General features: G+C 37.3%; 25 protein-coding genes and 1 tRNA gene. 17 read left to right on the top strand and 9 right to left on the bottom strand.

Annotation, left to right across the window (positions count from 1 at the left end; translation table 11 throughout):
- Positions 1-3: 3 nt before the first annotated feature.
- From CUB63_RS13975 to CUB63_RS17780, 15 genes are all read left to right on the top strand, one after another.
- Positions 4-1,233, top strand: a complete 1,230-nt coding sequence (locus CUB63_RS13975) for a phage major capsid protein (protein ID WP_109848393.1) — start codon at positions 4-6, stop codon at positions 1,231-1,233.
- A gap of 46 nt (positions 1,234-1,279) precedes the next feature.
- Positions 1,280-1,621 (top strand): head-tail connector protein, encoded by a 342-nt coding sequence (locus CUB63_RS13970; protein ID WP_415752983.1) that lies wholly within the window; start codon positions 1,280-1,282, stop codon positions 1,619-1,621.
- Positions 1,622-1,627: 6 nt separating this feature from the next.
- The gene (locus CUB63_RS13965) at positions 1,628-1,954 is read left to right on the top strand and encodes a phage head closure protein (protein WP_109848308.1); all 327 of its coding nucleotides are present in this window, start codon (positions 1,628-1,630) and stop codon (positions 1,952-1,954) included.
- Positions 1,941-2,330: a hypothetical protein gene (locus CUB63_RS13960; RefSeq protein ID WP_109848307.1), complete on the top strand. Its 390-nt coding sequence runs from the start codon at positions 1,941-1,943 to the stop codon at positions 2,328-2,330. The genes CUB63_RS13965 and CUB63_RS13960 overlap by 14 nt, the downstream gene beginning before the upstream one ends.
- Positions 2,330-2,731 (top strand): HK97-gp10 family putative phage morphogenesis protein, encoded by a 402-nt coding sequence (locus CUB63_RS13955; protein WP_170110799.1) that lies wholly within the window; start codon positions 2,330-2,332, stop codon positions 2,729-2,731. Before CUB63_RS13960 ends, CUB63_RS13955 begins: the two co-directional genes overlap by 1 nt.
- Before the next feature lie 11 nt (positions 2,732-2,742).
- On the top strand, positions 2,743-3,216 hold the full coding sequence (locus tag CUB63_RS13950) for a phage tail protein (protein ID WP_109848305.1): 474 nt from the start codon (positions 2,743-2,745) through the stop codon (positions 3,214-3,216).
- The gene (locus CUB63_RS13945; RefSeq protein WP_109848304.1) at positions 3,216-3,566 is read left to right on the top strand and encodes a phage tail protein; all 351 of its coding nucleotides are present in this window, start codon (positions 3,216-3,218) and stop codon (positions 3,564-3,566) included. The genes CUB63_RS13950 and CUB63_RS13945 overlap by 1 nt, the downstream gene beginning before the upstream one ends.
- A 256-nt stretch (positions 3,567-3,822) precedes the next feature.
- A complete protein-coding gene (locus tag CUB63_RS13935; protein WP_170110794.1) occupies positions 3,823-7,128 on the top strand; it encodes a phage tail tape measure protein in 3,306 nt (1,101 codons plus the stop codon).
- Positions 7,129-7,728: a hypothetical protein gene (locus CUB63_RS13930; RefSeq protein WP_109848302.1), complete on the top strand. Its 600-nt coding sequence runs from the start codon at positions 7,129-7,131 to the stop codon at positions 7,726-7,728.
- Complete coding sequence (locus CUB63_RS13925) at positions 7,725-8,306, top strand: hypothetical protein (RefSeq protein ID WP_109848301.1); 582 nt, start codon at positions 7,725-7,727, stop codon at positions 8,304-8,306. The genes CUB63_RS13930 and CUB63_RS13925 overlap by 4 nt, the downstream gene beginning before the upstream one ends.
- 23 nt (positions 8,307-8,329) lie before the next feature.
- Complete coding sequence (locus CUB63_RS13920; protein WP_109848300.1) at positions 8,330-8,938, top strand: hypothetical protein; 609 nt, start codon at positions 8,330-8,332, stop codon at positions 8,936-8,938.
- Between the two features lie 57 nt (positions 8,939-8,995).
- On the top strand, positions 8,996-9,394 hold the full coding sequence (locus CUB63_RS13915; RefSeq protein WP_109848299.1) for a DUF6950 family protein: 399 nt from the start codon (positions 8,996-8,998) through the stop codon (positions 9,392-9,394).
- On the top strand, positions 9,395-12,814 hold the full coding sequence (locus CUB63_RS13910) for a phage tail tip fiber protein (protein ID WP_109848298.1): 3,420 nt from the start codon (positions 9,395-9,397) through the stop codon (positions 12,812-12,814). It abuts the gene before it with no gap.
- Between the two features lie 16 nt (positions 12,815-12,830).
- Complete coding sequence (locus tag CUB63_RS13905) at positions 12,831-14,207, top strand: pyocin knob domain-containing protein (RefSeq protein ID WP_109848297.1); 1,377 nt, start codon at positions 12,831-12,833, stop codon at positions 14,205-14,207.
- A 54-nt stretch (positions 14,208-14,261) separates the two neighbouring features.
- Positions 14,262-14,525 (top strand): hypothetical protein, encoded by a 264-nt coding sequence (locus CUB63_RS17780; protein WP_232240020.1) that lies wholly within the window; start codon positions 14,262-14,264, stop codon positions 14,523-14,525.
- Between the two features lie 234 nt (positions 14,526-14,759).
- Here the strand turns inward: CUB63_RS17780 and CUB63_RS13895 are convergent, their stop codons facing one another.
- The 3 genes from CUB63_RS13895 to CUB63_RS13890 form a co-directional block, all read right to left on the bottom strand.
- Positions 14,760-14,924: a DNA polymerase III subunit theta gene (locus CUB63_RS13895; RefSeq protein ID WP_275657931.1), complete on the bottom strand. Its 165-nt coding sequence runs from the start codon at positions 14,922-14,924 to the stop codon at positions 14,760-14,762.
- Positions 14,914-15,051 carry a YnfU family zinc-binding protein gene (locus tag CUB63_RS18005; RefSeq protein WP_353853201.1) on the bottom strand — a complete coding sequence of 46 codons (138 nt, stop codon included), beginning with the start codon at positions 15,049-15,051 and terminating at the stop codon, positions 14,914-14,916. The genes CUB63_RS13895 and CUB63_RS18005 overlap by 11 nt, the downstream gene beginning before the upstream one ends.
- Before the next feature lie 231 nt (positions 15,052-15,282).
- Positions 15,283-16,509: a tyrosine-type recombinase/integrase gene (locus CUB63_RS13890; protein ID WP_109409634.1), complete on the bottom strand. Its 1,227-nt coding sequence runs from the start codon at positions 16,507-16,509 to the stop codon at positions 15,283-15,285.
- A 140-nt stretch (positions 16,510-16,649) separates the two neighbouring features.
- On the opposite strand from CUB63_RS13890, the gene CUB63_RS13885 reads away from it, so the two are divergent.
- A tRNA-Arg gene (locus CUB63_RS13885) sits at positions 16,650-16,720 on the top strand.
- A gap of 650 nt (positions 16,721-17,370) precedes the next feature.
- On the opposite strand, the gene CUB63_RS13875 is transcribed toward CUB63_RS13885, so the two are convergent.
- A complete protein-coding gene (locus tag CUB63_RS13875; RefSeq protein WP_006533899.1) occupies positions 17,371-17,679 on the bottom strand; it encodes a helix-turn-helix domain-containing protein in 309 nt (102 codons plus the stop codon).
- Positions 17,680-18,339: 660 nt separating this feature from the next.
- Between CUB63_RS13875 and CUB63_RS13870 the strand changes: the two genes are divergently transcribed.
- Entirely contained in the window at positions 18,340-18,633 is a 294-nt protein-coding gene (locus tag CUB63_RS13870; protein ID WP_109400161.1) for a helix-turn-helix domain-containing protein, read from the top strand.
- Between the two features lie 430 nt (positions 18,634-19,063).
- Here CUB63_RS13870 and CUB63_RS13865 read toward each other — a convergent pair whose 3' ends face one another.
- The 5 genes from CUB63_RS13865 to tssF form a co-directional block, all read right to left on the bottom strand.
- Positions 19,064-20,440 (bottom strand): VasL domain-containing protein, encoded by a 1,377-nt coding sequence (locus CUB63_RS13865; protein ID WP_109848295.1) that lies wholly within the window; start codon positions 20,438-20,440, stop codon positions 19,064-19,066.
- A gap of 83 nt (positions 20,441-20,523) precedes the next feature.
- Complete coding sequence (gene tssE, locus CUB63_RS13860) at positions 20,524-20,952, bottom strand: type VI secretion system baseplate subunit TssE (protein WP_109848294.1); 429 nt, start codon at positions 20,950-20,952, stop codon at positions 20,524-20,526.
- 2 nt (positions 20,953-20,954) lie between these two features.
- Positions 20,955-21,518: a type VI secretion system lipoprotein TssJ gene (tssJ, locus tag CUB63_RS13855; RefSeq protein ID WP_109400158.1), complete on the bottom strand. Its 564-nt coding sequence runs from the start codon at positions 21,516-21,518 to the stop codon at positions 20,955-20,957.
- Positions 21,493-22,590, bottom strand: coding sequence for a type VI secretion system baseplate subunit TssG (gene tssG, locus CUB63_RS13850; RefSeq protein ID WP_109848293.1), 1,098 nt, complete (start codon positions 22,588-22,590; stop codon positions 21,493-21,495). The genes tssJ and tssG overlap by 26 nt, the downstream gene beginning before the upstream one ends.
- Positions 22,554-24,317: a type VI secretion system baseplate subunit TssF gene (tssF, locus tag CUB63_RS13845; protein WP_109848292.1), complete on the bottom strand. Its 1,764-nt coding sequence runs from the start codon at positions 24,315-24,317 to the stop codon at positions 22,554-22,556. The genes tssG and tssF overlap by 37 nt, the downstream gene beginning before the upstream one ends.
- Positions 24,318-24,346 lie beyond the last annotated feature (29 nt).

Raw genomic sequence — 24,346 nt, 5'->3', positions numbered from 1 at the left:
ACTATGAAGCTTCATGAATTAAAACAAAAACGTAACACTATTGCGATTGATATGCGCGCCATTCACGAAAAAGTGGGTGATGGTGTGATGACTGAAGAGCAACGCACTCAATGGAATAAAGCGCAAACTGAACTTGAAAATTTAGATGCTCAGATTCAGCGTGAAGAGCAACTACGCTCATTAGATCAAGACTTGGTTGATGACAAAGAGAAAGAACAGCGTGGTCAACAACCGAATAACCCTGAAACAGAGCAAGCAGAGCGTCGCAATCAAGCGTTTGACCGCTTCCTGCGCTGTGGTTTTGGTGAGCTCACTGCAGAAGAACGCCAAGCGGTCAAAGAACTTCGTGCACAGGGTACTTCGCCCGATGAGAAAGGTGGCTATACCGTTCCTACTCAGATGTTAAATAAAATTGTTGATCAAATGAAAGCCTATGGTGGTATCGCAAGTGTGGCTCAAATTTTATCAACTGCCACCGGTCAAGATATTACCTGGTCAACATCCGATGGTACTGATGAAGAAGGGGAATTGTTAGGCGAAAACACCGCAGCAGGTGAACAAGATGTTGAGTTTGGCACGGCCATTTTAGGAGCTAAAAAGTTAACATCGAAAATTATCCGCGTTTCCAATGAATTATTGCAAGACAGTGGTGTAGATATTCAAGCGTATCTGGCTTCACGTATTGCTCAACGCATTGGTCGTGGTGAAGCTAAATACTTGATTAAAGGCACTGGAAAAGGATCACCTGTACAGCCATCAGGTTTAGAAACCTCAGTGACAAATACGGTTGATGTAGCCGGCGCCTCATTAAGTTGGAAAGATATTACCGAGTTAGAACATGCGATTGACCCTGCGTACCGTAATAGCCCTAAATTCCGTCTTGCTTTTAATGATGATACGTTGAAAAACCTAAAGTTAATGGAAGATGCGCAAAAACGCCCTTTATGGCTTCCGTCTATTTCGGGTGTCGCACCTGCTCAAATTTTAGGTATGCAATATGTTGTTGATCAGGCTATCGACAAAATGGAAGCCGGTAAAAAATTCATCTTCTGCGGTGACTTTGACCGATTCATTTTACGTCGTGTGACCTACATGACCCTGAAGCGTTTAGTTGAACGTTACGCAGAATATGACCAAACTGCGTTTTTAGCTTTCCATCGCTTTGATTGTGTGCTTGAAGATACTTCTGCTATTAAGGCATTAGTGGGTAAAGGTGCCAGTAGCACGAAATAAGCATTAACAAGTGATAAACCAGTCACCGCTTAATTGCGGTTTTTTTGTGCCTGCGATCAGGATGGTCGCAGGTATTGGGGGATTTATGCCACTACCCACACTAGAAAAATTAAAGCAGCAATGTCGATTGGATGAGGGCAATACATTAGAAGATGAGTTGCTAAAAACTTATCTGATGGCGGCAAAGCAACGAGCTGAAGGGTATATCAATCGACATCTCTATGAAAAAGATATTCCAGAGGAAGATCCTGACGGTTTATTAATCACTGATGATATTGAGTTAGCTCTTATGCTAGCGGTTGGAAATTTCTATGAAAATAGAGAAACGGCCGTGTTACCCGCAGGATTTAAGTTATTACTCGATCCTTATCGCCATATAAACCTGTGAGGAAACATGAAAGCTGGTGAACTTAATAAACGCATCTCTCTTTCTCACTATGTTACTGAACGTGATGATTTAGGGAGTGAAAAAGTCGTTCCAAAAAAAGTGGCTGAGGTATGGGCCAAAGCAGAATCGATGTCGAACCGTAAGATTCGTACCGCAGACCAAGATCAGGTCATTGAAACCTATCATTTCACTATTCGCCCTCGTTCTGATGTTGATATGGGGTGGCTGGTGGGCTATCAGGGGCGACTATTTACCGTTCGCGCTGTTGACCGAAATCAGGCTGATAGAACCATTATTACCACGGAGGCGAATATACAACATGATAGAAGCTGATATTAAAGCTGACTTGGAGCGCATTACGGGGGTATTAGCTTATCCGTTAAAACTCCCTTCCGATAAATTAGAAGGGGTTATTTATCAACGCATAAGTGACCCCAAATTAGATACAGGATTAGCTCACACCACACTCGTTCAAGCCCGTTTTCAAATCGTTATTCAAATACCTGATGACTACCCAAAAGCCTTAAAACTGGAATCGACACTCTGTCGTGAGTGGGAGGCTATTCAACACGGTTATATTGGCAACTACCCTGTTCAAACTGTTCAGCGAGGCAACTTTCTGCAGGACATGATTGAGCAAACGGAGAACCGTAAAATTTACCGTATTTATCGTGATTTTATTATCACTTATCCCGAGGATGCGACGTGATAACTAACCTTAGCGTGACAGGGTTGGATGAATTAGGACGAAAATTACAGCAATTAGAAGTTGAGTTAAAAACCAAGATATTACGCGAAGCAGGACGAGAAGCCATGCAAGTCGTGAAAAATGATATGGAAGCCCATGCGGGGTTCGATGCGAAAAGCACTGAGCCTCATATGCGAGACAATATCACCATCAAAACGACACGAGTAAAAAATACGAGTGGGGCTGTTATGGTTACTGTAGGACCAACAAAACCTCATTATATGAAAGCTCGCGCTCAAGAGTTTGGCACTATCAAACAAGTTGCCCGTCCTTTTATTCGCCCGGCCCTCGATTATAACCAACGTGCGGTGCTCAATACCTTAACTGAGCATATTCGCCATGCCCTTTCTTCATATACTTAGGAGTGAAAATAATGGCAGATCAAAAAACATCGCCAGAATACGCCATGCTACCTGCTGGTACTGTCGTTAAATTTGGTAAAGCGGGTGACACCGTTGAGCAAATGAAGCCACTGGTTAACTGTAAGGCATTAGGTGCCACAGGACAATCAGGGAGCTTTGTTGATGTCACGACACTCATTGATAAAAACAAGCAATTTATTTCTGATTTACCGGAAGGACCTGAAAAGTCGTTAGGCTTTATTGACGACCCTGAAAATGAAAACTTTGCTGCGTTCTTGAATGCAGCAGAAAAGCGTGAAACGGTGCAGTTTTACTGTGAGCTTCCTAATAAACGTACCGCAACGATGATCCTTTCATTATCAGGCTGGGAATTGAATGACATTTCAGCACCAGCCAATGAAGCCATCCAGATCACCGTTAAAGGTAAACAAAATAACCTTGTATGGGGAACTTCTTCTGCAACATCAACAGGAGATCAGGGTTAATGAAAGGATTAAAAGCCTCTTTACTTACAGCGAAACCTCAAATTATCGAAGTCGATATTCTATGTGGAGTAAAGGTAAACATTCGTCGTATGACGGCTAACGAGTTGATGAATTTGGAACTTGAGGTTTCTGAATTAAATCAACATGGCAAATTACGTGAGGCGTCATTACGAAACGTAGGTATGTTGCTGAATTGCTTGGTTGATGATGAAGGTAAGCCAATCAATAAGTCGTTATTACCCAAACCTGAAGAGCTGGTGAATGTTCATGATAATGCGATCCTCATTGAGGCAATTAACGTCGTGAAGCAACACTCCATTGGCACGTTAGACGAGGCAAAAAAAAACTAACGGATAGCCCGTTACTCTACTTTGCTTATCAACTTTCTGAAGAATTGGGAGAAATTGATCCCTATCGTGTCCTTAATTTGCCTGCCAATACCTTGTTAGGCTGGCAGGCTTATTTTACGCTTAAATCAGAAAAGGCAGGCGTAGTTGTGCCACCTAAAAACAATCCCTCACCTGAAAATCCACATCAATCCACAACCACCTCTAAATCTGTTGAACAGCAATGTTCTGACGTAATGAAAATGATAGGAAGATAATTATGGCCACTAATTTAGCCGATTTACGGGTTGGACTATTGCTGAATGACGCCAGTTTTAGAAGCAATATATCCGGCGCATTAAATCATGCAGGGCGAGAAACAGAGCGTTTTTCTAATAAAGCAAAACGTGAAACAAAAGCGGTTGCGGATGGTTTTTACTCAATTAGTCATCAGGTGACCAATGTTGCAGGAAGGCTGGCAATGTTAGGTGGAGTGAGTTTATCCATTGGTAGCATTTTAAATATTTCTCGCAAGTATAGTCAGGCAATTTCTGATCTGAGTGCGATTACTGGTGCGTCTATTGAGCGCATGAAAGAGTACAGTATTGCCTCTCAAGAAATGGGGCGAACAACGGAATTTGGCGCAATAAAAGTCGCGGATGCGATGAAACTCATTGCGTCAGCAAAACCGTCATTACTGCAGACAGCAGGTGCCTTAGAAGAGGTAACGGCTAAATCGATTACCTTGGCGCAAGCTTCAGGTGTTGAGTTAGCCGATGCGGCGAAATCTCTTACCTTAAGTCTCAATCAGTTTGGTGAGTCAGCTGTCTCATCTGAGCGTTACATTAATGTGTTAGCAGCAGGTGCGAAATACGGTGCATCTGAAATAAACGAAACAGCCCAAGCCATTGTGAAAAGTGGCACCGTTGCTTCTCAAGCCGGCATCTCATTTGAACAACTTAATGCGTCTATTCAAGTTTTAGCTGGAAAAGGGATCAAGGCCGAAACGGCAGGAACAATGTTGCGTAATGTCTTTTTAGCATTAGAACGTTCAGCCGATAAAAACTTGCGTCCATCTGTTGTGGGTTTGGCCACGGCATTAGAAAACCTCGACAAGAAAAACTATTCCACTACTGCATCGACAAAGATATTTGGTCGCGCCAATGTCAGCGCAGGCACCATTTTAGTTAAAAATCGGGATCAGCTAGTTGATTTAACTAAGGCGCTTACTGATACCGAAACAGCGTATGAGCAAGCAGGGAAAAGGGCACAAAATCTAAATGCTGACTTGGAGGTAATGGAAAGGTCGTTTGAGGGATTGGCTATCAAAGTTGGAACGAGTGCCGATGGTCCTTTACGAACAGGTGTTCAGAATGTTACTTCCGCTGTAAATGCACTAAACAATAACTTCTCAACTTTAGCTAATATTGCAACTTACGCTGTTTTACCTGTCATCGGTGCCAGAATGACTAGAGGGCTTCAAGAGCAAACCAAAGAATGGGTGAAAAATGAAGCAGCAGTCAGAAGTAATGCTAAGCAACAGGCTGAAACCGCCAGAAGAGGGATTGCTTCAGCTGATGCCACCATTAATAAACTTGCTCAGCAAGGTCAGGCATTGACTCAACAGAGCGCCATAATGAATCGGCATGGTTTACAGATGCAAGGATTAGCGAGTGAACGAAATCGTCTTGTGAGGCAGGAAGCGGAAGCATTAGCGTTAAGATCCAAATATACCGATCAGCTTACAGCAGCTAATAATCGACTTTCATATAGCCAAAGGGCATTACGAGCATCTAGCTTAGGACTCCGAAGTGTTGTTTCCGCCTTAGGTGGGCCAGTTGGTGTGTTGGCTTTAGCGGGTTCAGCCATTTATTATTTTGCAACTAAAGCTGATGAAGCTAAGTTGAAGGTTGATGGTTTACGGGGCTCAGTTGCTGAAACAATAGAAGAGCTTCAGCGTTTATCTCGAGTCAAATTAGAAATACAGGCTGATGAAATCGCAGAAAATATTTCTTTATTAGAAGCTGAGAAATCTCGAATCTATGGTGAGTTAGCTAGATATTCCGAAGATAGACAAACCTCGATGTCAGAAATAAAAGATAGCGGTTGGTTTGGTAACGCTATGGTCAGTGCTTTTGGGGATGATCCTGAAGAGGTACTGCGAAATAGGCGAAGTGCGTTAGGAAAATTAGAAGATATAAATAAGGATTTAGAGACTCAATATCAACGACAAACAAGAACAAAAGAAGCCATAGAAAAAGGTGTTTTTAGTCAACCCACCAAAGACGACAAACCAGTAGGAGATGGGGGGAGTGGTGGCGGTGGTAATGATTTAACTTCGGGCTCTAAACAAAAAGTGAATCAATACCATCAATTACGTATGCAAATAGAGCAAGAGCACGCAACCAGCTTAGAGCGTATATCGTTGAGTGAGTCTGAGACGATGCGCAAACTTCAAGAAAATTTGAAAGCTGGTGGTATGCAAAAAGCAGAGTATGAGCGATTAAAAACGCTCAATGCTGAAAACCACATGAAACAGCGTGCAGAATTGGCAGAAAAATACTCCCCTATGCGCGCCTCCATCCGAAATGAACAGGAGATGACGAAAGAGCTTAAATCACTCTTTGAACAGCAATTGTTGACTGAAAAAGAATACCAATATGCACGGCGCCAAATGGCACAAGATACGACAAAATATCGTTTATCAGAGCAAGCAAAAGGCATTTCTCTCCCTAATATCAGTATCCTTGGTGAAATAGATCCGGTTATTCAACTAAGAAATCAACTGGAAGAACAAAAAGCGCTTTATCAGGCTTACTATGAAGATGGTTTAGTTAGCAAAGAACGTTATGAACAGTTAGTTATTGCGGCTACAAATAAGTCAAAAGAAGCACAATATCAATCAAGCAAAGAGTTATATGCCTCCCAAGGTATGTGGCAACGCATGCAAATGAATTTAGTTGATGCTGTTGAGCAACGAACCGCGAATATGATGACCGGAATGTTAATGGGAACGAAATCTTTTTCAGAAGGCATTAAGGAATTTTCTTCATCATTAGCTAGTTCAATCATTTCTGATCTTATTCGTATTGCTATTCAGGCTCAAATTACCAATGCATTGACGGGATTAATGGGTGGTTTTGCTGGTGGCAGTAGCGGTGCAGCAAGTGGCGCTAAAGCGGGTAAAGTGGGTGTAAAAGCAAACGCTAAAGGGGATGTTTATAGTTCACCAAGCCTTAGCCAGTATAGCAATCAGGTGGTGAGTTCACCGACATTATTTGCCTTTGCAAAAGGCGGTACGCCTAATCTTGGCTTGATGGGGGAAGCTGGAAGCGAGGCGATCATGCCTTTAAAACGTGGACCTGATGGCTCTTTAGGCGTTAGAGCAACCGGAAGCAACTCTATTGCGTCAGGCGATACCATTATTCATCAAACATTTCATGTGACAGGTAATGGCGATGAAGCGCTTTATCAAGCTATGCAGGAAGCAGCAAGAATAGGAGCTGAGCAAGGCGCTTCAAAAGCGAAGTCTGACATTATGCGAGATTTTCAAACCAATGGAACATTAAGAAGGAACCTACGATAAATGGCAACGATATTATTGTGGCCACAATCCATCGTGCCAGCCTCATTAAGCTGGCAACTCGTGAGTAACAGTAAAACCTTTACATCAACTTTTACGGGGAGTGTGCAGACAGTACGCTTTCCCGGCTCGCGTTGGCGTTGCAGTATGTCATTTAATAATTTGACCGATGAGCAAGCAAGGGTTTTAGAGGCGTTTGTTGCCGAGTTAGATGGTGAAAGTGGTCGAGTGAAAATTAGTGATTGGGCGCGTTCTGGTTTAACTCAACGCGGTAAACCTAAAGTTAGCCAACCCAATCAATCTGGAAAATTATTAGAAAGTAAAGACTGGTTACCCAATAGCATTGTTTTACGCATTGGTGATTATATCACGGTAAATGATGAACTAAAGCGAGTGACGGCTAATGTGATTAGTGATGCACAAGGAAACGCAACAATTCCTATTGCCCCTATATTACGTTATGCACCGGCGGTAAATGATTTGATAGAAAATGAAGCGCCATACGGTATTTTTAAACTAACTAGTAACGATCAGGGTAATTTCCAACGTAAACCGGGCATACTTACTAGCACTTCTTTGTCATTCGAGGAAGCATTAACATGAAATATCATCCATTTAGTAATGATATGGTTAAGGCAATTAATGAGGGATATTATTTAGTTGTTGCCTCTCGTTTAGATCTTAAATCAGGCGTGGTGCGTGCACATACCGGTGTGGGTAATATCATTATTGCAGGTGAAATTTACCAAGGTGTTGGCCAGTTTGGTGCAATTGAGTCTGTGGGAGAAAATATGACCACAAGCCCACAACAGCTTATCATGAAACTCTCAGGTTTCGATTCTTCATTAATTGGCGAGGTGATGAATGAGCGAGTTCGTGGGAGAAATGCGCAGTTGATGTTAGTTGCATTAAATGAAGAGGGGAAACCTGCACTTGCTGAGGTTTTATTTGCTGGCCAAATATCCACAATTGGCGTGACAACAGGCGAAGAAAATGAAATAGCCGTCACCGTTTCTAATCGATTTGAACGATGGTCTTATGGTTTACCCGACAGATTTACTGATGAATCATGGTCTAAACGTAAAAATGGCGATAGGATATTTCGTTATGTGGCGCAGATGGCTGATCGGGCTATTTATTGGGGTAGCAAGAAAAATGCACCTGCGTTTATTTATAAATAACTCTGATTTTTGGTGTCGATTAAATGAAAAAAAATATTATTATTTTATTATCCATACTTTTAATTTTACCTAATTTAGTTTCATGTTATAAATCCGAATCAGATAAAAATAAATATAACGCTCCCTTTGGCCTAGAATGGGGTATGTCTATAAATAAACTTAAGAAAGAAATAGGAAACGATATTGAAATTTTAAGTAATCAAGAAAGCTGTCCATTTATTAAAGTTAAATCTGAAAGTCTACCCAATGGTTTGAATAATAAAAATGAAACCTACACACTTATATTTTTGCCAGAAAATAAAGTAATTAATTTTAACGGCCTTATGGGTGTGGACTATTATTACTTCATAAAAGATAAAGAAATATATGATATAGACTTTAAAAAAATGCTAAGTAATCTTGAATTAAAATACGGGGAACCAACTAGAAAAAAAGAAGACGATAAATTATTTGAATATGTTTATTATTTTGATTTGGAAAATAAGAACATTATTCTAGCTGGACATAAAACCGAGTACGGGTATACGATTTGGATGTTGCAAGCATTCTTGCCGAAAGAAAATAAAAATACCATAGATCAAGCTGTAGAAAAGTTAAATTTAGAGTGTAAAAAAGAAAGAAATCCTCTGTAAAAGAAAATGAATATAAATACCCGCTTCGGCGGGTTTTTTTATTGTCTGGAGAAAACCATGAGACACCCACAATGGACTACTCGCCTACCTGAAACCTTAAAGAATGCCATAAATCGCCCTTTTGCATGGGGTGAGCATGACTGTTGTTTGTTTGCTTCTAATTGCGTCATCGCTGTTTGCGATTTCGATCCTTGTGAAAACATTCGTGGGCGTTACAAAACAAAAACAGGTGCATTCAGAGTATTACAAAAAGAGTTCGGGACATTAGAGAAGGCGGTTGGTCGTTTTTTTGATGAAATCCCAACAAGTAACGCAAGCCGTGGCGACATTGTGATGTTTGAAGGAGATGAAGGGAAAACGCTGGGTGTGTTATGGGGTGGCAAGCTATGGGCAGTTTCAACAGATGGTGTTCGTGCTGTGAGCAATAAACCGATTAAAGCATGGAGAGTACAATAAATGGGTAAGACAGTCACAAGCGTTGTCTCTGCGGGCTTAATGATAGCAGGGGTTATTGCTACAGGTGGTTTGGGTACCGCATTGATTGTTGCTGGTATTGCTGTTCAAGCGGCGAGTGCGTTTATCTTTAAAGATAAAGTGCCTGGTTCTGGTTATCGTGACCAATCTGAACGTAAACAGATGCTACGTTCAGCCTCTGCACCGGAAACGGTAGTTGTAGGTAAAACAATGATGTCAGGTTTGCTTTTCTTTGCTGAAGAAGAGGAAGGTGAACAAGACGAAAATGAAGAACTCTACATGGCGTTAGCCATAGCATCACACCCTATCCATAAGTTAGGTCAAATTTATTTCAATGATGACAAGATTGAAGATTTAGGTAACAACGCACAATACGAGTTTCATAACGGTAGAACTGAGGCGGATCCTTATTTATTAAAAAATGCACCCTCATGGAAAGAGGACATGATAGGTCGAGGGCTTGCATGGTTACGTTTAACATTACGCTTCGATCAAGAAAAATTTCCTTATGGTGTACCCAATGTTAAAAGCGAACTATGGGGAAAAGAAATTTACGATCCCCGTACCGAAAAAACAGCGTGGTCGAATAATGGTGCTTTGGTCATCCTAGATTACTATCGTCACTATTTAGGTGTTCCAGACTCCGATATTGATTGGGATGCATTTAAAAGTGCAGCAGATGTTTGTGATGAAACAGTACAAACACCCGATGGAAAAAGTGAGCCTAGATACACCTTAAATGGTGCTTATGAACTTGAAGAAAGCCCTGCCTCCGTATTAGAGATGATGCATAAATGTATTGCTGGTGAGCCGACCTATATTGCAGGTAAGCACGGTATTTTGATGCAGGTTTATAATGGGCCTGCATTACTCACAATTGATGAATCACAAATTATCGATACGGTAACGGTGACACCGGAACTTTCTTTGCGTGATGCAACTAATGCGATTTATGGTACTTTCGTTGATGCAGAGCAACAATATAACAAAACTGATTTTGAACCCGTAGTTATTGAGGAGTGGATAGAAGAAGACGGCTTAGAAATTAAAGAAAATATGGACTACCGTTTTGTAACCAGCCCATACCAAGCCAATCGACTAGCCAACCTTTATTTGCGTAAAAAACGTGCCGGTCGCCGTATTCAATTACGCATGAATTTAGATGGCTATGCGTATCGCCCTGGTGATGTTATCAAGCTTGAGTTACCTTCATTGGGGATCAGTGATTTAGAATTTCGCATTGCTGACTGGAAATTTCACCCATCAGAGGGGGTAGAAATTACTCTCGAAGAAGATGGTCCTTATATCTATGAGGACTTAGCCAGTAAACCCTTTGTTAGACCCCCATTCACTAAACTACCCACTGGTGGCGTACCAGCACCTATTAATCTGGCTTTTGTTCCTCTTTCTGTTACTGACATTGTTCAAGGATATATCTCGTGGCAGAACGTGGCATCTGATGTTCGCTATAACACGGTTAATATTCTCCAAAACGGCAAAGTCATTCAATCCATTCAGGTACCGGGAGAGCGTGTAGATATTAATGGTTTAACTCGAGGCACTTATCGTGTCGAAGTGAGAGCCATTAATGTCGCTGGTGCAATGTCTGCTCCTGCCATTAGTGATTTTGCTATTCAAGCACCACCCGCACCGATTGGTGTTGAAATAACGCCGGGCATGTTCAGCTTAACGGCATCACCTAAACAGGGCGATAGTGCTGTCTTTGGTTATACGTTTGAGTTTTGGTTTAGTGAAAAAAAACTCACTAATCTCTCTGAAAATGAAGTGATCAACAAAGCAAACAAAGTTGGTCAAGGAAACTTCTGGACGCAGGAGAATTTAAAAGCTGGCCACACGTATTATTTCTATATTCGAACGATCAATAGTTATGGCAAATCCGTATTTGTAGAAGCTTCAGGTATTCCGGTTTCATTGCCAGACGACATATTTGATGATTTAGATAACACAGTTAGAGAAACGGACGCGTTTAAAGAGTTGGATAAAAAGCTTGATTGGAATGCTGAGACAGCAATTATTCTTAGTAACACGAGCTATCGTAACCTCAGGCAGTTGCTAATAAAACATGCTGAATCTCAAGCCGGCATTAGTGAGTTATGGCAAGCTAACGCAACTCAAGAAGAAGCATGGGCACAGGAAGTTAAAGAAATTTACTCTGCGGTTGGTGATAACAAATCTGCAATTAAAGAGACTCAAACTTCAATTACTGAGCTAAATAAAGCTTTCGGTCAAACAACTACGGAGATCCGCACAGAGTTAAAAACAACTAACCAAAATTTAGCCGATACTAACCAGAAGTTAGGTAATACAGATAAAGAAGTTGGTCGTATTCGTGCTGATGTTGCAACAAATAAAGAAGCGATATCTGAAACGAATAAAGCCATGGCTAAATCCGAAGAGCAGGTACAAGCGCAATTCGGCAAACAGCAGGGCATGATTAACCAAAAAATGCAGGCTGAATTTAGTCAATCTGGCGACGGCGTTGTCACGCACTCAATTAACATCACGATTGTTCATGACAAAGTTAAATATAACGCAGCAGGGCAAGTGATTAGTGCTCAAGTTAAGAATGGCAAGCTCGAATCATTCTTTGGTTACAACGCGAATAACTTTGCTTGGTATAACCCTGCAAATGGCAAAATGGAATTATTCATGTATGCCAAGAATGGGCAATTTTTTGTTCGAGATTTATTTATCGAAGATGGTTCGATTACAAATGCAAAAATAGGGAATGTGATTCAATCTAATAATTATTTAAATGGGAGGCCGAGCTGGATAATTAATAAAAATGGGTTTGCTGAATTCCAGAATATAAAAGCGAGAGGAGAAATAGAGGCAACTTCTGGACGTTTAAAAAATGTTGTTATTGAAGAAAGTTGTGACATTCTAGGAAAATTAAATGTTGAAAACTTAGAGGGGAATATAATCTCAATACATAGAGATAATATTTACCTAAGAGAGATTTGGAATGATGGGAATATTCACACTATATTTAAAGTTAAGCAACGAAGTCAATATTGTACGATATGGGTGGATGGAACAATAACGGCAGATGAAACAATTCCTATTAATGCAATTCATAAGGTGGAAAACCGCGCAGTCATTGCCTATCGAGCACCAGGATTCCCTATTGAAAGAGCTATGTTTTCTGTTTTTATGGACGGCAAGGAAGTTGAATTTAACTCTCATATATACCCACTTGTTACTGGCAATGTCGCTGGTTTTTATGCTGCAAACGATATAACAATCACAATTCCACCGGGTAACAGTATTGTGGAAATAGGTATTAGAATCCCACATATCCCTGGTGAATCTAATGGAGTATTAATTAGAGGTCGAGTGTTTTTACTACCACATAGTGATGAAGTTATTTTAATTAACTGAACGGAAAAGTAATCTTATGATATACACAACAGGCACTGTTAACACAGTGTCAGGGTCTGCTATTGTCCGCGGAACTGGCACTAAATTTAAAAATAATAATCCAGCCATTAATATCGGAATGACGATTTTAATTAAATCGGGAAATACTAATATTCCGTATATGATTAAATCCGTTAATTCCGACACTGAATTAGTATTAGCACAACCTGCATTAGCCACAGCAACTAACACCACGTTCTCAATTCATATTACTGAGCCCGATAATAATAGTGATGCAGCCAGAACCATGGTTGCAATAAATGCATACACGCAATATTTCCTTGATGCAATGAATACGTGGATGACTGAAACAGGGCAGACAAAAATTGAAATGCCGAACGGTGAGATTGTTACGCTAGATAGCATTAAGAAGATGCAGGGGGATATTAAGAATAAGGCTGATTTGACGGTGACATCCGAGCAATCATTTGAATCTGCCATCAATGCATCGAGATTTAATGCGAGGCAAGATGGCCAGTCGTACATGATGGGGGTGCGAGCAGGGCAGGCGTTTTTAGATTACTGGGATGGTAAAAAATGGACAGGTGAAGTTTTACACCCCAAAAAACCCGGTATGATGATGCTTACTAGCGATTATGGTATGAATACTTCAAGAAATATAGAAGTAGTAGACTTCAATAACTTAAAAGGGTTTGGTTGGTATAATCAGGTTTCGTCAGTGGACGCTGGTAAGAGTCTAAATCACCCAACGAAACGAGCGGGTAATTTAACCGTTTGGCTTGGCGCTGGTCAGTCATCATGCATACAATATTGGATGGATTACTACACTGCTGAGGCACTATCTCGCACCTATTACACATATGAGGATAAGTGGAGTCGGTGGTATAAAACATATGGAGAACAAAATACAACAGTTGATCCACAGGGATTCATAAAAAAAGCCTCCCCTATTATCAACATCAACCCCGACGGCACATTCACTACAAACGACGAATCAGATGGCGCAACTGTTGCTCGAGTAGGACAGGGTGAATATCTTATCGAAGGTGTGCTAGGTTTTAATTCAGACGCAGGTTGGGGCGGTGTCGATGGCGGTATTGAAATTCCACTTGATGTCAATAAACAGCCTCTTATTTGGGTAGACTCTAAAGTTATGGAGGATGGCTCTATCCTCGTTAAAACGTATCACCGCACTCATCCTAACGCACCTAAATTCGCCCGTAATGATATTGACGGCTTCAATGATGGCGACCCGATTGATATCCCTGATGGACGTTTTATTTCTGTCCGTGTACAGATGCCAGAGCAATCCATCTATAACGTGAGAATGCGTGAGATGGAAGAGGCGCAGAAAGCGGAAGAAGAACGCAGACAAAAAGAAGAGGAAGTTTAATATAATAATTAGAATGCTACACTAAAATATTATCATGTATAAGTTAGGTGTTTTATGAAGATTAGAGAAAATGATTTTTGGGTTTATTTTTCATCTAAAAATGAAAGTAATAACACAAATAACGACAAAATTGGTAAGTGGATGTATTTTTTTAATGATGCGGAATTCACAGATAAAATATGTCAAAAAGCAATTTTAAATAGTGTAGTCGAGCATTGTAAATATACGAATAATGCTGAATCTGGAGTTGCGTGTTTTTACTTAAATATTGATGATATTGAAGGGCATAAAAAAGTTATTAAGTTTTTTTTTAGATAATAAATTAATTCCAATAAATAAATCAGGTAAATTTAAGAATATATCATTCAAATTAGACATGCAGACAATGAATCGGGAATATGGAGACAAGTTTGAAGGTAAGTTGTCATTAGAGCATTTTATTGATTTGAGCTCTGGTATTTTTAAGTGATATAAGAGCAGGACACCAATAAGACACCAGAAATGGATAACTGATTGATTACATAACTCGGTCGGTTCCATCTAGCATCGGCGCTACTCCGTTTTCAAATACTGCACTGAATTACCATCTGGCAGTTTCTTGCTTCTCTCACGATAAAACGCTAATCGTTCATCAAAATACTCGCGCAAATGTGCCGGTTGTTGTCGTTCAACGTCTACGGCAACAACTGGCATATTGAGTTTAGTTTTATATTTTATTGAAATAAAACATGTAACCGCAATTCGGACACAATAAGATTAGGTTTTTCTTAAGTTTATGTTTGTTTTGTTTGGCAACATAAGAACAACTTGGGCAGGTAACTTCTACTAGTGCGTCTTGAAACATTCTTATCACATTAAAAGCTTTCATATCTTTCACCCATTATAGGGATATCGTGATTCAGTGTACGTTACTTTGTACTAAAATGCTCAATTTTTGTTCTTTTATTTGTAGAGTTCAATGTTGATAACTGATTTCTATGGCAATGACAGGCATATAGAGCCATTCTCATTTTTAGCATTCCTTATTGTGGGTTACATCTATCCGACAATAAGGAATTTAAATGATATATAAATACTATGCTTCTTTTAGAGACGATAGTTTTTCACACCATGTATCAAGCGTTTCTCGTTTTTCTCTTAAATAATCATATCTATCATAATGCTTTTGAGAAACTCCTGGTCTTTTGTGGTTTTGCACCATATCCCTTAACTCAGAACTTATTCCCATTTCTCCAGCCAATGTTTTGAATGTTCTTCTCACATCTCTAGGTGTAAATTTCTCAAACTCATTTTTCTTACAAAATTTATTTAATTGTTTAGCGTATTCAGACGTTAGCAAGTGTCTTTCTTTAGTATCAGCAGGGAAAAGATAATTTGATGTTGGATACAATAGTTCTTGGATATTAAGAATATCAATAGCAGGCTGTACCAGTGGAATGACATGATAATCGCCTGTTTTTGAAATATGAGGTGGAACCGTTAATGTATTGTTCTTTTTATCCCAATTGTCGCGAGTATTGGCCAGAATTTCCCATGGCCTTTGTCCTGCGGAATAAACGCAAAATAGAAATAGACGCGCATAATCTGAGTTAATAGGGCATTCGATGGTGGGCTTATTGAATAGCTCTAATAATAGCTTCAACTCATCCCATGATAAAAATCTATCTAACGCTTTATCTGCACCTTTTTGTCTAGGAACCACAGTGACAGGATTTCGTTCCAATCCATAAATAACGCGCTCGTTTATTTTTGCTGGATCATTATCGGCAAACAAACCGAAGTTGAATACCGCATGTAGATTTGCTCTTACTTTGTTCGAACCTGCCAAAGCACCTCGGGAGATAAACTCAGAAAGTATTCTTTTTATATGATCTGGAGTCACATCTTTTGCAGGCATAGAGGCATCAATATGCTTACTATCTAGAACCTGATTTAGTCTGTTTTGAGTTTTATCATATGAACGCTTGCCTTGTCGTTTTTGATCTTCAATGTAATCATCAAAAAGCTGTTTTACTGTGGCGTGTTCATATTTAATTCTCTCTGGGGATGATGATTCGGTAGCTGCTGCTACGGATTTTACTGCAGCATCTGCTAGTGATAAATTAGGGTAATCACCAAGCGATATAAATTTCTCTTTTCCATCTTTGAAGTAGCGGTAGACGAAAACTTTTCTTCCAGATGGATATGTTTTTACACCAAGGCGTCCAGTGCCTCTAGTCGCTGATGCTTGCCAAGTATAATACGCAGATTTCTTTGGTTTCAGTCCTCGTATTTTACTATCAGTCAGTAATACGCTAGCCATAACTAATTTCCATTTACGGGTTGTTTGCGGGTCAAGTAACGGGTCAAGTAACGAAGAAATGATATGAAACTAGCTGAAATCATGCAAGGTATATAAATCCTTGTAAATCAAAAAGATGAAATCTCATGAAATTATATAAAACGCAATGAAATCAGTATATAACGCCCTTCTAAGCCGTAGGTCACAGGTTCGAATCCTGTAGGGCGTACCATTTAAAATCAATAGGTTACATTCATCTGAAATTCTCTACTTTTCTTAAGTGGGACGGATTTGTGTCGTTATCACTAAGAATGTCATTAATTTTACGTACATGTTCTGTTAAGTGAGCGCATTTTATCAAGCTATAAACTATTATCTTGTTTCTATCAAATAAGCATTTCGCTATTAAATTCTTTCATTTATATTTCTATAAATAATCCAAATTATTATTAATAATATTTTTATCCAATTACCACTATATCAGAGCTAGAAAAAATAGTGGTTTATTCATTACAAATTTAAATTAAATAATATATAAATTTTTTAATGTTACATATATTAAATATTAATTAATAAAAAATACTATGGTATTTTTATATTGGTGTTTATAGGTGTAAATAAGAATTAGTAGATTAATAAAAACCATTGTTAATGATTTGTGTTTTTTGTGTTGTAAATAAATTAAGTAATCAAACGATTGATTTTATAATAACGTATTCTTATTTTAATAGGAATATTAGTATAAAAAACAATCTTACGCTTAAGGTTATAATTTTATTTATCTTGTTAAAAGAAGAATAAATTTAATAATTTCAATGTGTTGTGTATATTCTCTTTCTATAAAGTTAAGTTAAATATAAAACTATAAATTTTTATATTTTCTTATTTAAGATGACGTCTTTTCTTATTTCTCAATACAATGACATCACTCGAGTATAATGTTTTTTCTGTCCATGCATTAAGTATTGGTGACATTGTTTCAGAGGTAAGTAATAAACTTTGTGGTGATATACCAAGTATATAAGAAATGGTAATCAGCTGATCTACTGTTATTTTTATATGCCCATTTTCTAAGCGTGAGTAATGTTGCTGGCTAATACCGAGGCGTCGTCCCATTTCAATTCCTGTTAGTTTTAGTTGCTTTCTTTTCTGCTTTATTCGTTGGCCAACAATAGTATTAAGTTCGCTCATATCAATATCTCCTATTTTTTTAAATAATAACGTAAAAAAAACAGGAGATCGATATAAACGATCAAAGTGTGATTATTGATAGGCAGTGACTATCAAAAGTTATTTATTAACAGTTTTAAGCAGTTTTACTTAAATCAAATAATTAGATAGATTATATTAACATTTAATAGTTTTTTAGCTTTTTGATAATGTAATAAAACTGTTAATTAAAAATGATTTAAGGTTATTTAACGTTATATACAATAAAATATTTTATTACATTTTTTTGTTTTAAATAAAACCAATTAAGATTATTTTTATCGTTATCACTTTTTAATAATTATATTTTTATTTAAATTAACTTTCTCTTTTTCTATAAAATTAGAACTAAAAATTAACTAATTCATTAATGTTTATTAATTATAAAGTCAATATTTAATACCATGGTGTTACTCTAAATATGATGAATATTAAAATAATATATAGAAATGTAAATTATTTTAAATTTAAAATATCGGAATAACCTTATTAACAAAATTAGTAAAAATAAGTAATGTTACGATTATTCACTAGCTAATGGTCAAGTATTTTCAGTTTATGGTTTGATAGTTTATTAACTATAATTTGGCATTTTATCAATGTAATCATCTAATGATGTAATGAAAAAAGGGGAATGAAGGGATGATTAACACCAGAGTTGGGAATAGAATAAAAATGTTAAGAAGACAATTGAAAATAACAGAAAATGAAATGTCTGAGAGGTTGGGAATAACCATGCTACATTATTCCCAATTAGAGGATGGGCATATAAAAATAACAGTAGATCAGCTGATTACCATTTCTTATATACTTGGTGTTACGCCTCAAAGTCTTATCTTAGAAGCTAAGAAAACAGACTTCATGGTATTTGAGGATAAGCACTCGATAACTCAACCGAGTGAAATAGTTATATTTAGAAAGAAAAAAATTATTTAAAAAACATTGGTATATTACTTGTTGATATTGAGTTTTGATAAGTATATTGATCATTTTTAGTTGTGTTAATTAAAATTATATTTCTCAAAACTCAATAACCAATAGCAAAACAGCCATCTTATTATAGGATGACTTTTTTATATTCATTTTAACACTTTGAAATATAAATAATTAATAATTTTTATTATAATTAGTTTATTAAAAATTAATATTTATTAGTATTGCTAATTGAAACAGAATATAAGTAAGGTATATTTAATTTAAAATTAACTATTTTGGAATGACTTTTTCTTTGTAGTCTAAGATTATTTTAATTAAATCCATGAGGCTAACAAAGGTAGTTCTCCTATAAAGTAAACATATAATACAGCTATTTAATAAATTAATAGTACTAATAAGTACTAAATTCCTTATCAAGTATATTGTTTAATTATTCATAACGTAATAATGAATATCGATTCAATAGTTGTTTAAAATGATTATCTATTTGTTGGTATTCATAGTCTGAAATTGAATTTTGTGTTGGTTGTTTCTCAAGTAAGCGTAACTCTTCTTCTAAAGGTTTAGCTTGATTGAAATGTTGGCGGGCTTTGAAAATGATAGATTTTAATTCAGAGCCTGTGATGTAATTTTTAGGATTACCATCAAAGCTATCTAATCTTTGGCTTAATCTATTAAGTTCACTCATACCTTTAGACCATTGATTGAGTTGTTCATCCGTGGTGGCATTGATTTTTAGATTGTTTTTCCAAAACTGTGTAAATGCTAAAAGCTCTGGATTATCTTCATACTGATCGTTTAAATAGCTGATGACTTCGAGCCCATAACTCTGTGTCCATGTAGGCGAAAGTAATGTGAGTTCATCTAAACGTTTTTTGATCACACCAATTTGTTCTGAATTGAGTGTCTTTGTTATATTTGTACCATTTACTGTTTGTTGTTTAATAAGAGAGCCAGCGTCGGCGTTAATGGTTGGAATATAGGGAAAAGCATCTGTTAGATTGTTATTTTTTAATTCAGATAACCAAAAATAAAATAAGATAAAAAATAATAAACTACTGGCTAGCGTGCCAATTAAAATACCCCGCCATAGCTCCTGCCGAGATGTCTTTTTTATGGGAGACTGTAATGAAATGGATGAGGATATATAGGTTTTTGGTGACGTAATACTTTCTTTTTCATTAAGGGATGCAGATAAATCAGTATCGATAATTTGAGGTGAAATCTCATCTTCTTTATTGACAATAGAAGATAATTCGGGAGAATTAAAATTACTATCTAATGTGTCTGCATTTTCTAATTGTCTTGCTTGAGCAATAATTAAGTTCTCTAGATAATCAAATTGAACAAGATGTTTAATTTCTAATATTTGAAGATGATTATTGATACTTTTTAATAATTCTTCAATTTGATAAAGGATAGGCAAGTCAGAATAAACAAAAGCCGTTCCACGAATACCAGAGACTAGCTGTTGACTTAAGGAAGAAAGAATATTGATACGCGTATGTGTTTGTACAGGCCATAATGTTTGCCAATGTTGGATAAATATTTTATGAATAAGGTAAAGTCCTTCATTTAAACCATCAAGCCCAGTTTGATTCTGGCGACATACAACAAACCAAGATGCAGTTTGAAGATCGACACCATTTTGATTAAATAAAGAGATACACAATTCATGGACATATTGCCAATTAATATCTGGGCGAGCTGGATGAAAACGTTTATCAAGCTCTTCTTTAATAGCAATAAATTGATTAAATACGCGAGGATCACTTCCAATTGAAAGTGAATCTAAGTAAGAATTCATATTTTCCTCAAGGTAAATGATGATCTTAATAAGATAAAAACAAATCTAAAAAAAAAAATTAAGAATAAGGGTAAGAAATAACATTATGACAAATAAGATTGTTTTTTTAAATGATGAAGAAATATTCTTCCATCAGGTGAGAACTCAGTACCATAACGAATAAGTCCTCTTTCATGTAATTCAATATCTAAAGAATAACATAATTTTCCAAATTCATTTTCAGGTAATATACCTAGTGTAACTGACTTTATTCTCGGTTCATATTTTAGTAATGTTGTTGATAATATAGACATTACTTTATGTGAACTTCCAGGTAGTCCTTGAATTATTTTACTCATATCAGGTAACCCATAATCAGGTAGATGTTTTAATGTTCCTGCTCGTGAATTTAATATTCGACGAATATTATCCATAATAGAAAGAATAACCTGATCTTCTTCTGATATAGAATCAACAGGTAATCCTCCTGAAAAATAACCCGTTAGCATTTCATAGAGAGAAGGTTGTGACATCGTTATTTTTTATCCAAAGGTTGTAATATTAGTGTATTTTCAGAAAGTTCAATTTTACGTGCTTTATCAGGATCGAGTTCGTTTTTAGGAATAACAATTCGCCAGTTGTTTTTAGCTTCATTAGGTGTATGAAACATTGTAGCAATAGCGACAAATTCAGTTTCTTTTTCCATTGGCATATCGAGAGAAATAGATTCACCAGGGCGAATACGTAAATCTTTTTGTGCTAATAAAGAGGATTTTAAAACGTCGTCATTTTGATTAAACAGTGAAAGATAATCGCTATTATTAAAAGTATCTGCTGACTTTAGTTGAAATACTCGAACAATGACAGAAAGTGATGAACCATTATCATCAGTATTAAGTGCTTCTCTTGCGGTAAAGTCCAAATGCAATATTTTGATCTGTTTATAAAAAATAGATTTTGTTAAAGAGACAGTACCATCACTGATGGTTTGTGTTAAACCACAGCCTGCGATTGCAAACGTTACGATAAATAGCAGTGCTAATCTGCGAGTAGAAGAAAGAAATGTTTGCGATTTAAAATTGATAATTGCCATATTCATCACTTTTATAATGTTGAGTGCGGTGGGTTAGATATTGATAAAAACCAAGTCCAATGGTGATAAAAGATGCAGGGCGAGTTTTTTCAATCTGGCTGTAAGGCCGCATAACAGCGGTTCTACCTAATTGTACCCCTTGATTTTTAGAGGTACTTAATGTTGCATCAGGTAATAAATGTCTGGGTAATGTTAAACGTAGTCGCGCATTAACTCTTGATCCCAAATAAACACGAAGTAATGCCATAAAATCCTGATAAATGTTGCCATCTGGTAACCAACCTTTTGCTTCTTCCTTGTTTTCGGTGTGTAGCTTTATTAATACTTGGCTATTTACATCAATAGCATAACGACCTAAAACAGGTTTATTTTCTAATGTTGCAGGTTGTGTGCACGACATGATTGTGAGAGTGTCGAGTGCAATTCTTCGGGGATCGTGAGGTACAATACTGACTTTTGTTGATGGTGCTAATAATTTTACTAATGCACTAATACCTTCGGCTGTACGTGTTGGTAAACGTAAGATCCCTAATAGTGCCAAAAAGCGAGATAAAGGTGATTGCACATGATTAGCACAACCTGGAATGCCTAAACCAATTAAGCCATAAAGATATTGCGATGTTTTATCTGATCCACCTTCTCCAAAAGTCGCAGGATAAGAATATTTGCGCCAGATACGATAAAATTGGGTAGTAAGACGGTGGTTAAAAATATCTAAAAAGTCAGTGAGTGAATCTGTACCATCGCGGTATTGTGCAATATCGTCAAGGTAAGCTGTTGGCAGTGGTGATGTAATACCATAAAGTCCCAAAAAAGTAGTATGTAAGCTTGGTATTGTGCTTTTTCGATATTTGTCTAGGGGGTCAGTTCCTTTGATCTCTGTGGCAGGAAAACCCATGCCACGATGTGGGCGAAAACGAATAGGATCAGTTTTCGGATCATGAGAACTCCCTAATTCAGGTAATTCGGGGTTGGATTTTTCAAGTAATTGGCAAAAGCGGTAGAAATTCACATAAGGTAATTTTTCACCTAAAGCCTGAATTAGCGAGGTAGCTGTGGATTGTGGCTTTCTTTCCATTGAATTCGTTTTCCTGTTGGCAAAATAATCAGCGTTAATTGATTAAAAAGATGAACATCAGCATAAAGTGCAAAAAAGCGATTAAGCATTTCTCCAAATAAATGAATATCACCTTCACCATTAAAACCATTGCTATCAATCGTGACTTCGATATCAATACCTCGCTGTAAAAAACCTTTCTCAAAGCGTTCAATTAAATGATGTTCTACATGAATAATGGCATCGAGTTTTCTATGGTTCATATCATCATCTCGCCAATCATAAAGTGCGAGAGTGCCTTGTAATACTTCAGCATTATCCATCATGTTAAGAAAGCTAGAGCCTAAATGGCTTAGTACTCGCCAGTGGAAGCGATCTTCTGAAGGAGGATAAAGAGGAAGTGTTGGCTTGCACAAATTACATACCGTTAATGGGATCTGTAAGGTTTGTTCTGTTCTATCAAGTAAGGTACTTTGTAGTGCTTTGCGAGGTAATTGCCCATTCGTGCCAGTAAGTTGTAATGACAGGGTTTCTGTTTGAGTTGTTAAATCAATCTCTTGTTGTTCCCCTCCTAGTATAAGCCAAGTATCATGAAGACCTGTAACACCACGCTTCACTCGGGTGTGATAATAACGTTCAGGTGCATTATGCCGTAACATACCACCACGATGACGAAAGCTAGTAAAGGGGACATAAACCGCTTCATTTGTACGCTGAGAACCATATACGCTATCAACACTATAGATTTCAGTATGCCCATCTTGAACACGACGAGGTCGTAATAAATATTCACTTTCCAATCTATTAACAGTCAGTGGATCGGCTTCTATATTAAAAAGGTTGATAACGGGGATGCAATGTAAACGTATATTTTCCTCATTTAATGTAAGAGAGTTATCCCACAATGTATTGAGAACAATATCTAATTCAAATTCAGATGTTTCTTCAGGAAAATGGATATCATCTAATCCATTAAGTGAAACAAACATAAACTTTTCACGGAAAGAAAAATATTCGAGTAATAATTGATAGCCACTAAATGTGGTGTCTCCTTTAGGCCAAAGAGTGTCTGTATTCTTAAATCCTCCTGGTGAAAAATAGAGAGGGATTGCTATTCTATCTTTTGACTGAGGGAGCTTTAGATAAGTTTTGGCAACTTGTTTAGTTAATGCTAAATGCAGTGCATTAGTTGTTGGAATATCGCCAGATAAATAAAACGAGAGTTCATGAAGGCTCACTTCAGGCCAATTAATCATTTCACTGCATTTAAATTTTAACCGAATAGCTGAACGCCCATCTGGCTCGGTAGTTAAATTTACAGCAGCAATTTTTATTGGATTAAGCGTTAAATCTTGTGTTGTTCGATAGTGACAAATCGTTTTTTTAGGACCGATAGGGCGGGAAAGAACCTCAAATTGAGCAGGTATTTTATCCGTCATTTTCATTTTTTGAATGTCAGGGGCTAATTCAACAATGGATAATGATGGAATTATTTGTAAATAATGAGGCCATAATAAACTGACAAGACCTTCTGTTAACTCAGGTAAATCATCATCAATTTTTTGTCTTAATTGCCCCATTGAGAAAGCAAAACCTTCAAATAAACGCTCAACAAAAGGATCGGGGGTGCCGGCTTTATCCAAATCGAGCATTGCCGCTCTATCGGGATGTGCTTGCGCGAACTCTTTGGCGGCTTCTCTAAGATAGCGCATTTCTGCATCAAAATAGCGAAGGGTTAAATCATCCATTAATTTGATACCTTGATTTTTCGAGTAAA

Source organism: Proteus penneri, from assembly GCF_003144535.1.
Classification (GTDB): domain Bacteria; phylum Pseudomonadota; class Gammaproteobacteria; order Enterobacterales; family Enterobacteriaceae; genus Proteus; species Proteus penneri.
This window is presented reverse-complemented; position numbering and strand designations above follow the sequence as displayed.

Coding starts and splice junctions, on each gene's coding strand:
- CUB63_RS13910 (WP_109848298.1), top strand. CDS start 9,395: ATGGGTAAGACAGTCACAAGCGTTGTCTCTGCGGGCTTAATGATAGCA.
- CUB63_RS13905 (WP_109848297.1), top strand. CDS start 12,831: ATGATATACACAACAGGCACTGTTAACACAGTGTCAGGGTCTGCTATT.
- CUB63_RS13865 (WP_109848295.1), bottom strand. CDS start 20,440: ATGAATTCTTACTTAGATTCACTTTCAATTGGAAGTGATCCTCGCGTA.
- CUB63_RS13935 (WP_170110794.1), top strand. CDS start 3,823: ATGGCCACTAATTTAGCCGATTTACGGGTTGGACTATTGCTGAATGAC.
- tssE (WP_109848294.1), bottom strand. CDS start 20,952: ATGTCACAACCTTCTCTCTATGAAATGCTAACGGGTTATTTTTCAGGA.
- CUB63_RS13875 (WP_006533899.1), bottom strand. CDS start 17,679: ATGAGCGAACTTAATACTATTGTTGGCCAACGAATAAAGCAGAAAAGA.
- CUB63_RS13960 (WP_109848307.1), top strand. CDS start 1,941: ATGATAGAAGCTGATATTAAAGCTGACTTGGAGCGCATTACGGGGGTA.
- CUB63_RS13965 (WP_109848308.1), top strand. CDS start 1,628: ATGAAAGCTGGTGAACTTAATAAACGCATCTCTCTTTCTCACTATGTT.
- CUB63_RS17780 (WP_232240020.1), top strand. CDS start 14,262: ATGAAGATTAGAGAAAATGATTTTTGGGTTTATTTTTCATCTAAAAAT.
- CUB63_RS13975 (WP_109848393.1), top strand. CDS start 4: ATGAAGCTTCATGAATTAAAACAAAAACGTAACACTATTGCGATTGAT.
- CUB63_RS13870 (WP_109400161.1), top strand. CDS start 18,340: ATGATTAACACCAGAGTTGGGAATAGAATAAAAATGTTAAGAAGACAA.
- CUB63_RS13945 (WP_109848304.1), top strand. CDS start 3,216: ATGAAAGGATTAAAAGCCTCTTTACTTACAGCGAAACCTCAAATTATC.
- tssG (WP_109848293.1), bottom strand. CDS start 22,590: ATGGAAAGAAAGCCACAATCCACAGCTACCTCGCTAATTCAGGCTTTA.
- CUB63_RS13890 (WP_109409634.1), bottom strand. CDS start 16,509: ATGGCTAGCGTATTACTGACTGATAGTAAAATACGAGGACTGAAACCA.
- CUB63_RS18005 (WP_353853201.1), bottom strand. CDS start 15,051: ATGTTTCAAGACGCACTAGTAGAAGTTACCTGCCCAAGTTGTTCTTAT.
- CUB63_RS13920 (WP_109848300.1), top strand. CDS start 8,330: ATGAAAAAAAATATTATTATTTTATTATCCATACTTTTAATTTTACCT.
- CUB63_RS13915 (WP_109848299.1), top strand. CDS start 8,996: ATGAGACACCCACAATGGACTACTCGCCTACCTGAAACCTTAAAGAAT.
- CUB63_RS13930 (WP_109848302.1), top strand. CDS start 7,129: ATGGCAACGATATTATTGTGGCCACAATCCATCGTGCCAGCCTCATTA.
- tssJ (WP_109400158.1), bottom strand. CDS start 21,518: ATGAATATGGCAATTATCAATTTTAAATCGCAAACATTTCTTTCTTCT.
- CUB63_RS13950 (WP_109848305.1), top strand. CDS start 2,743: ATGGCAGATCAAAAAACATCGCCAGAATACGCCATGCTACCTGCTGGT.
- tssF (WP_109848292.1), bottom strand. CDS start 24,317: ATGGATGATTTAACCCTTCGCTATTTTGATGCAGAAATGCGCTATCTT.
- CUB63_RS13925 (WP_109848301.1), top strand. CDS start 7,725: ATGAAATATCATCCATTTAGTAATGATATGGTTAAGGCAATTAATGAG.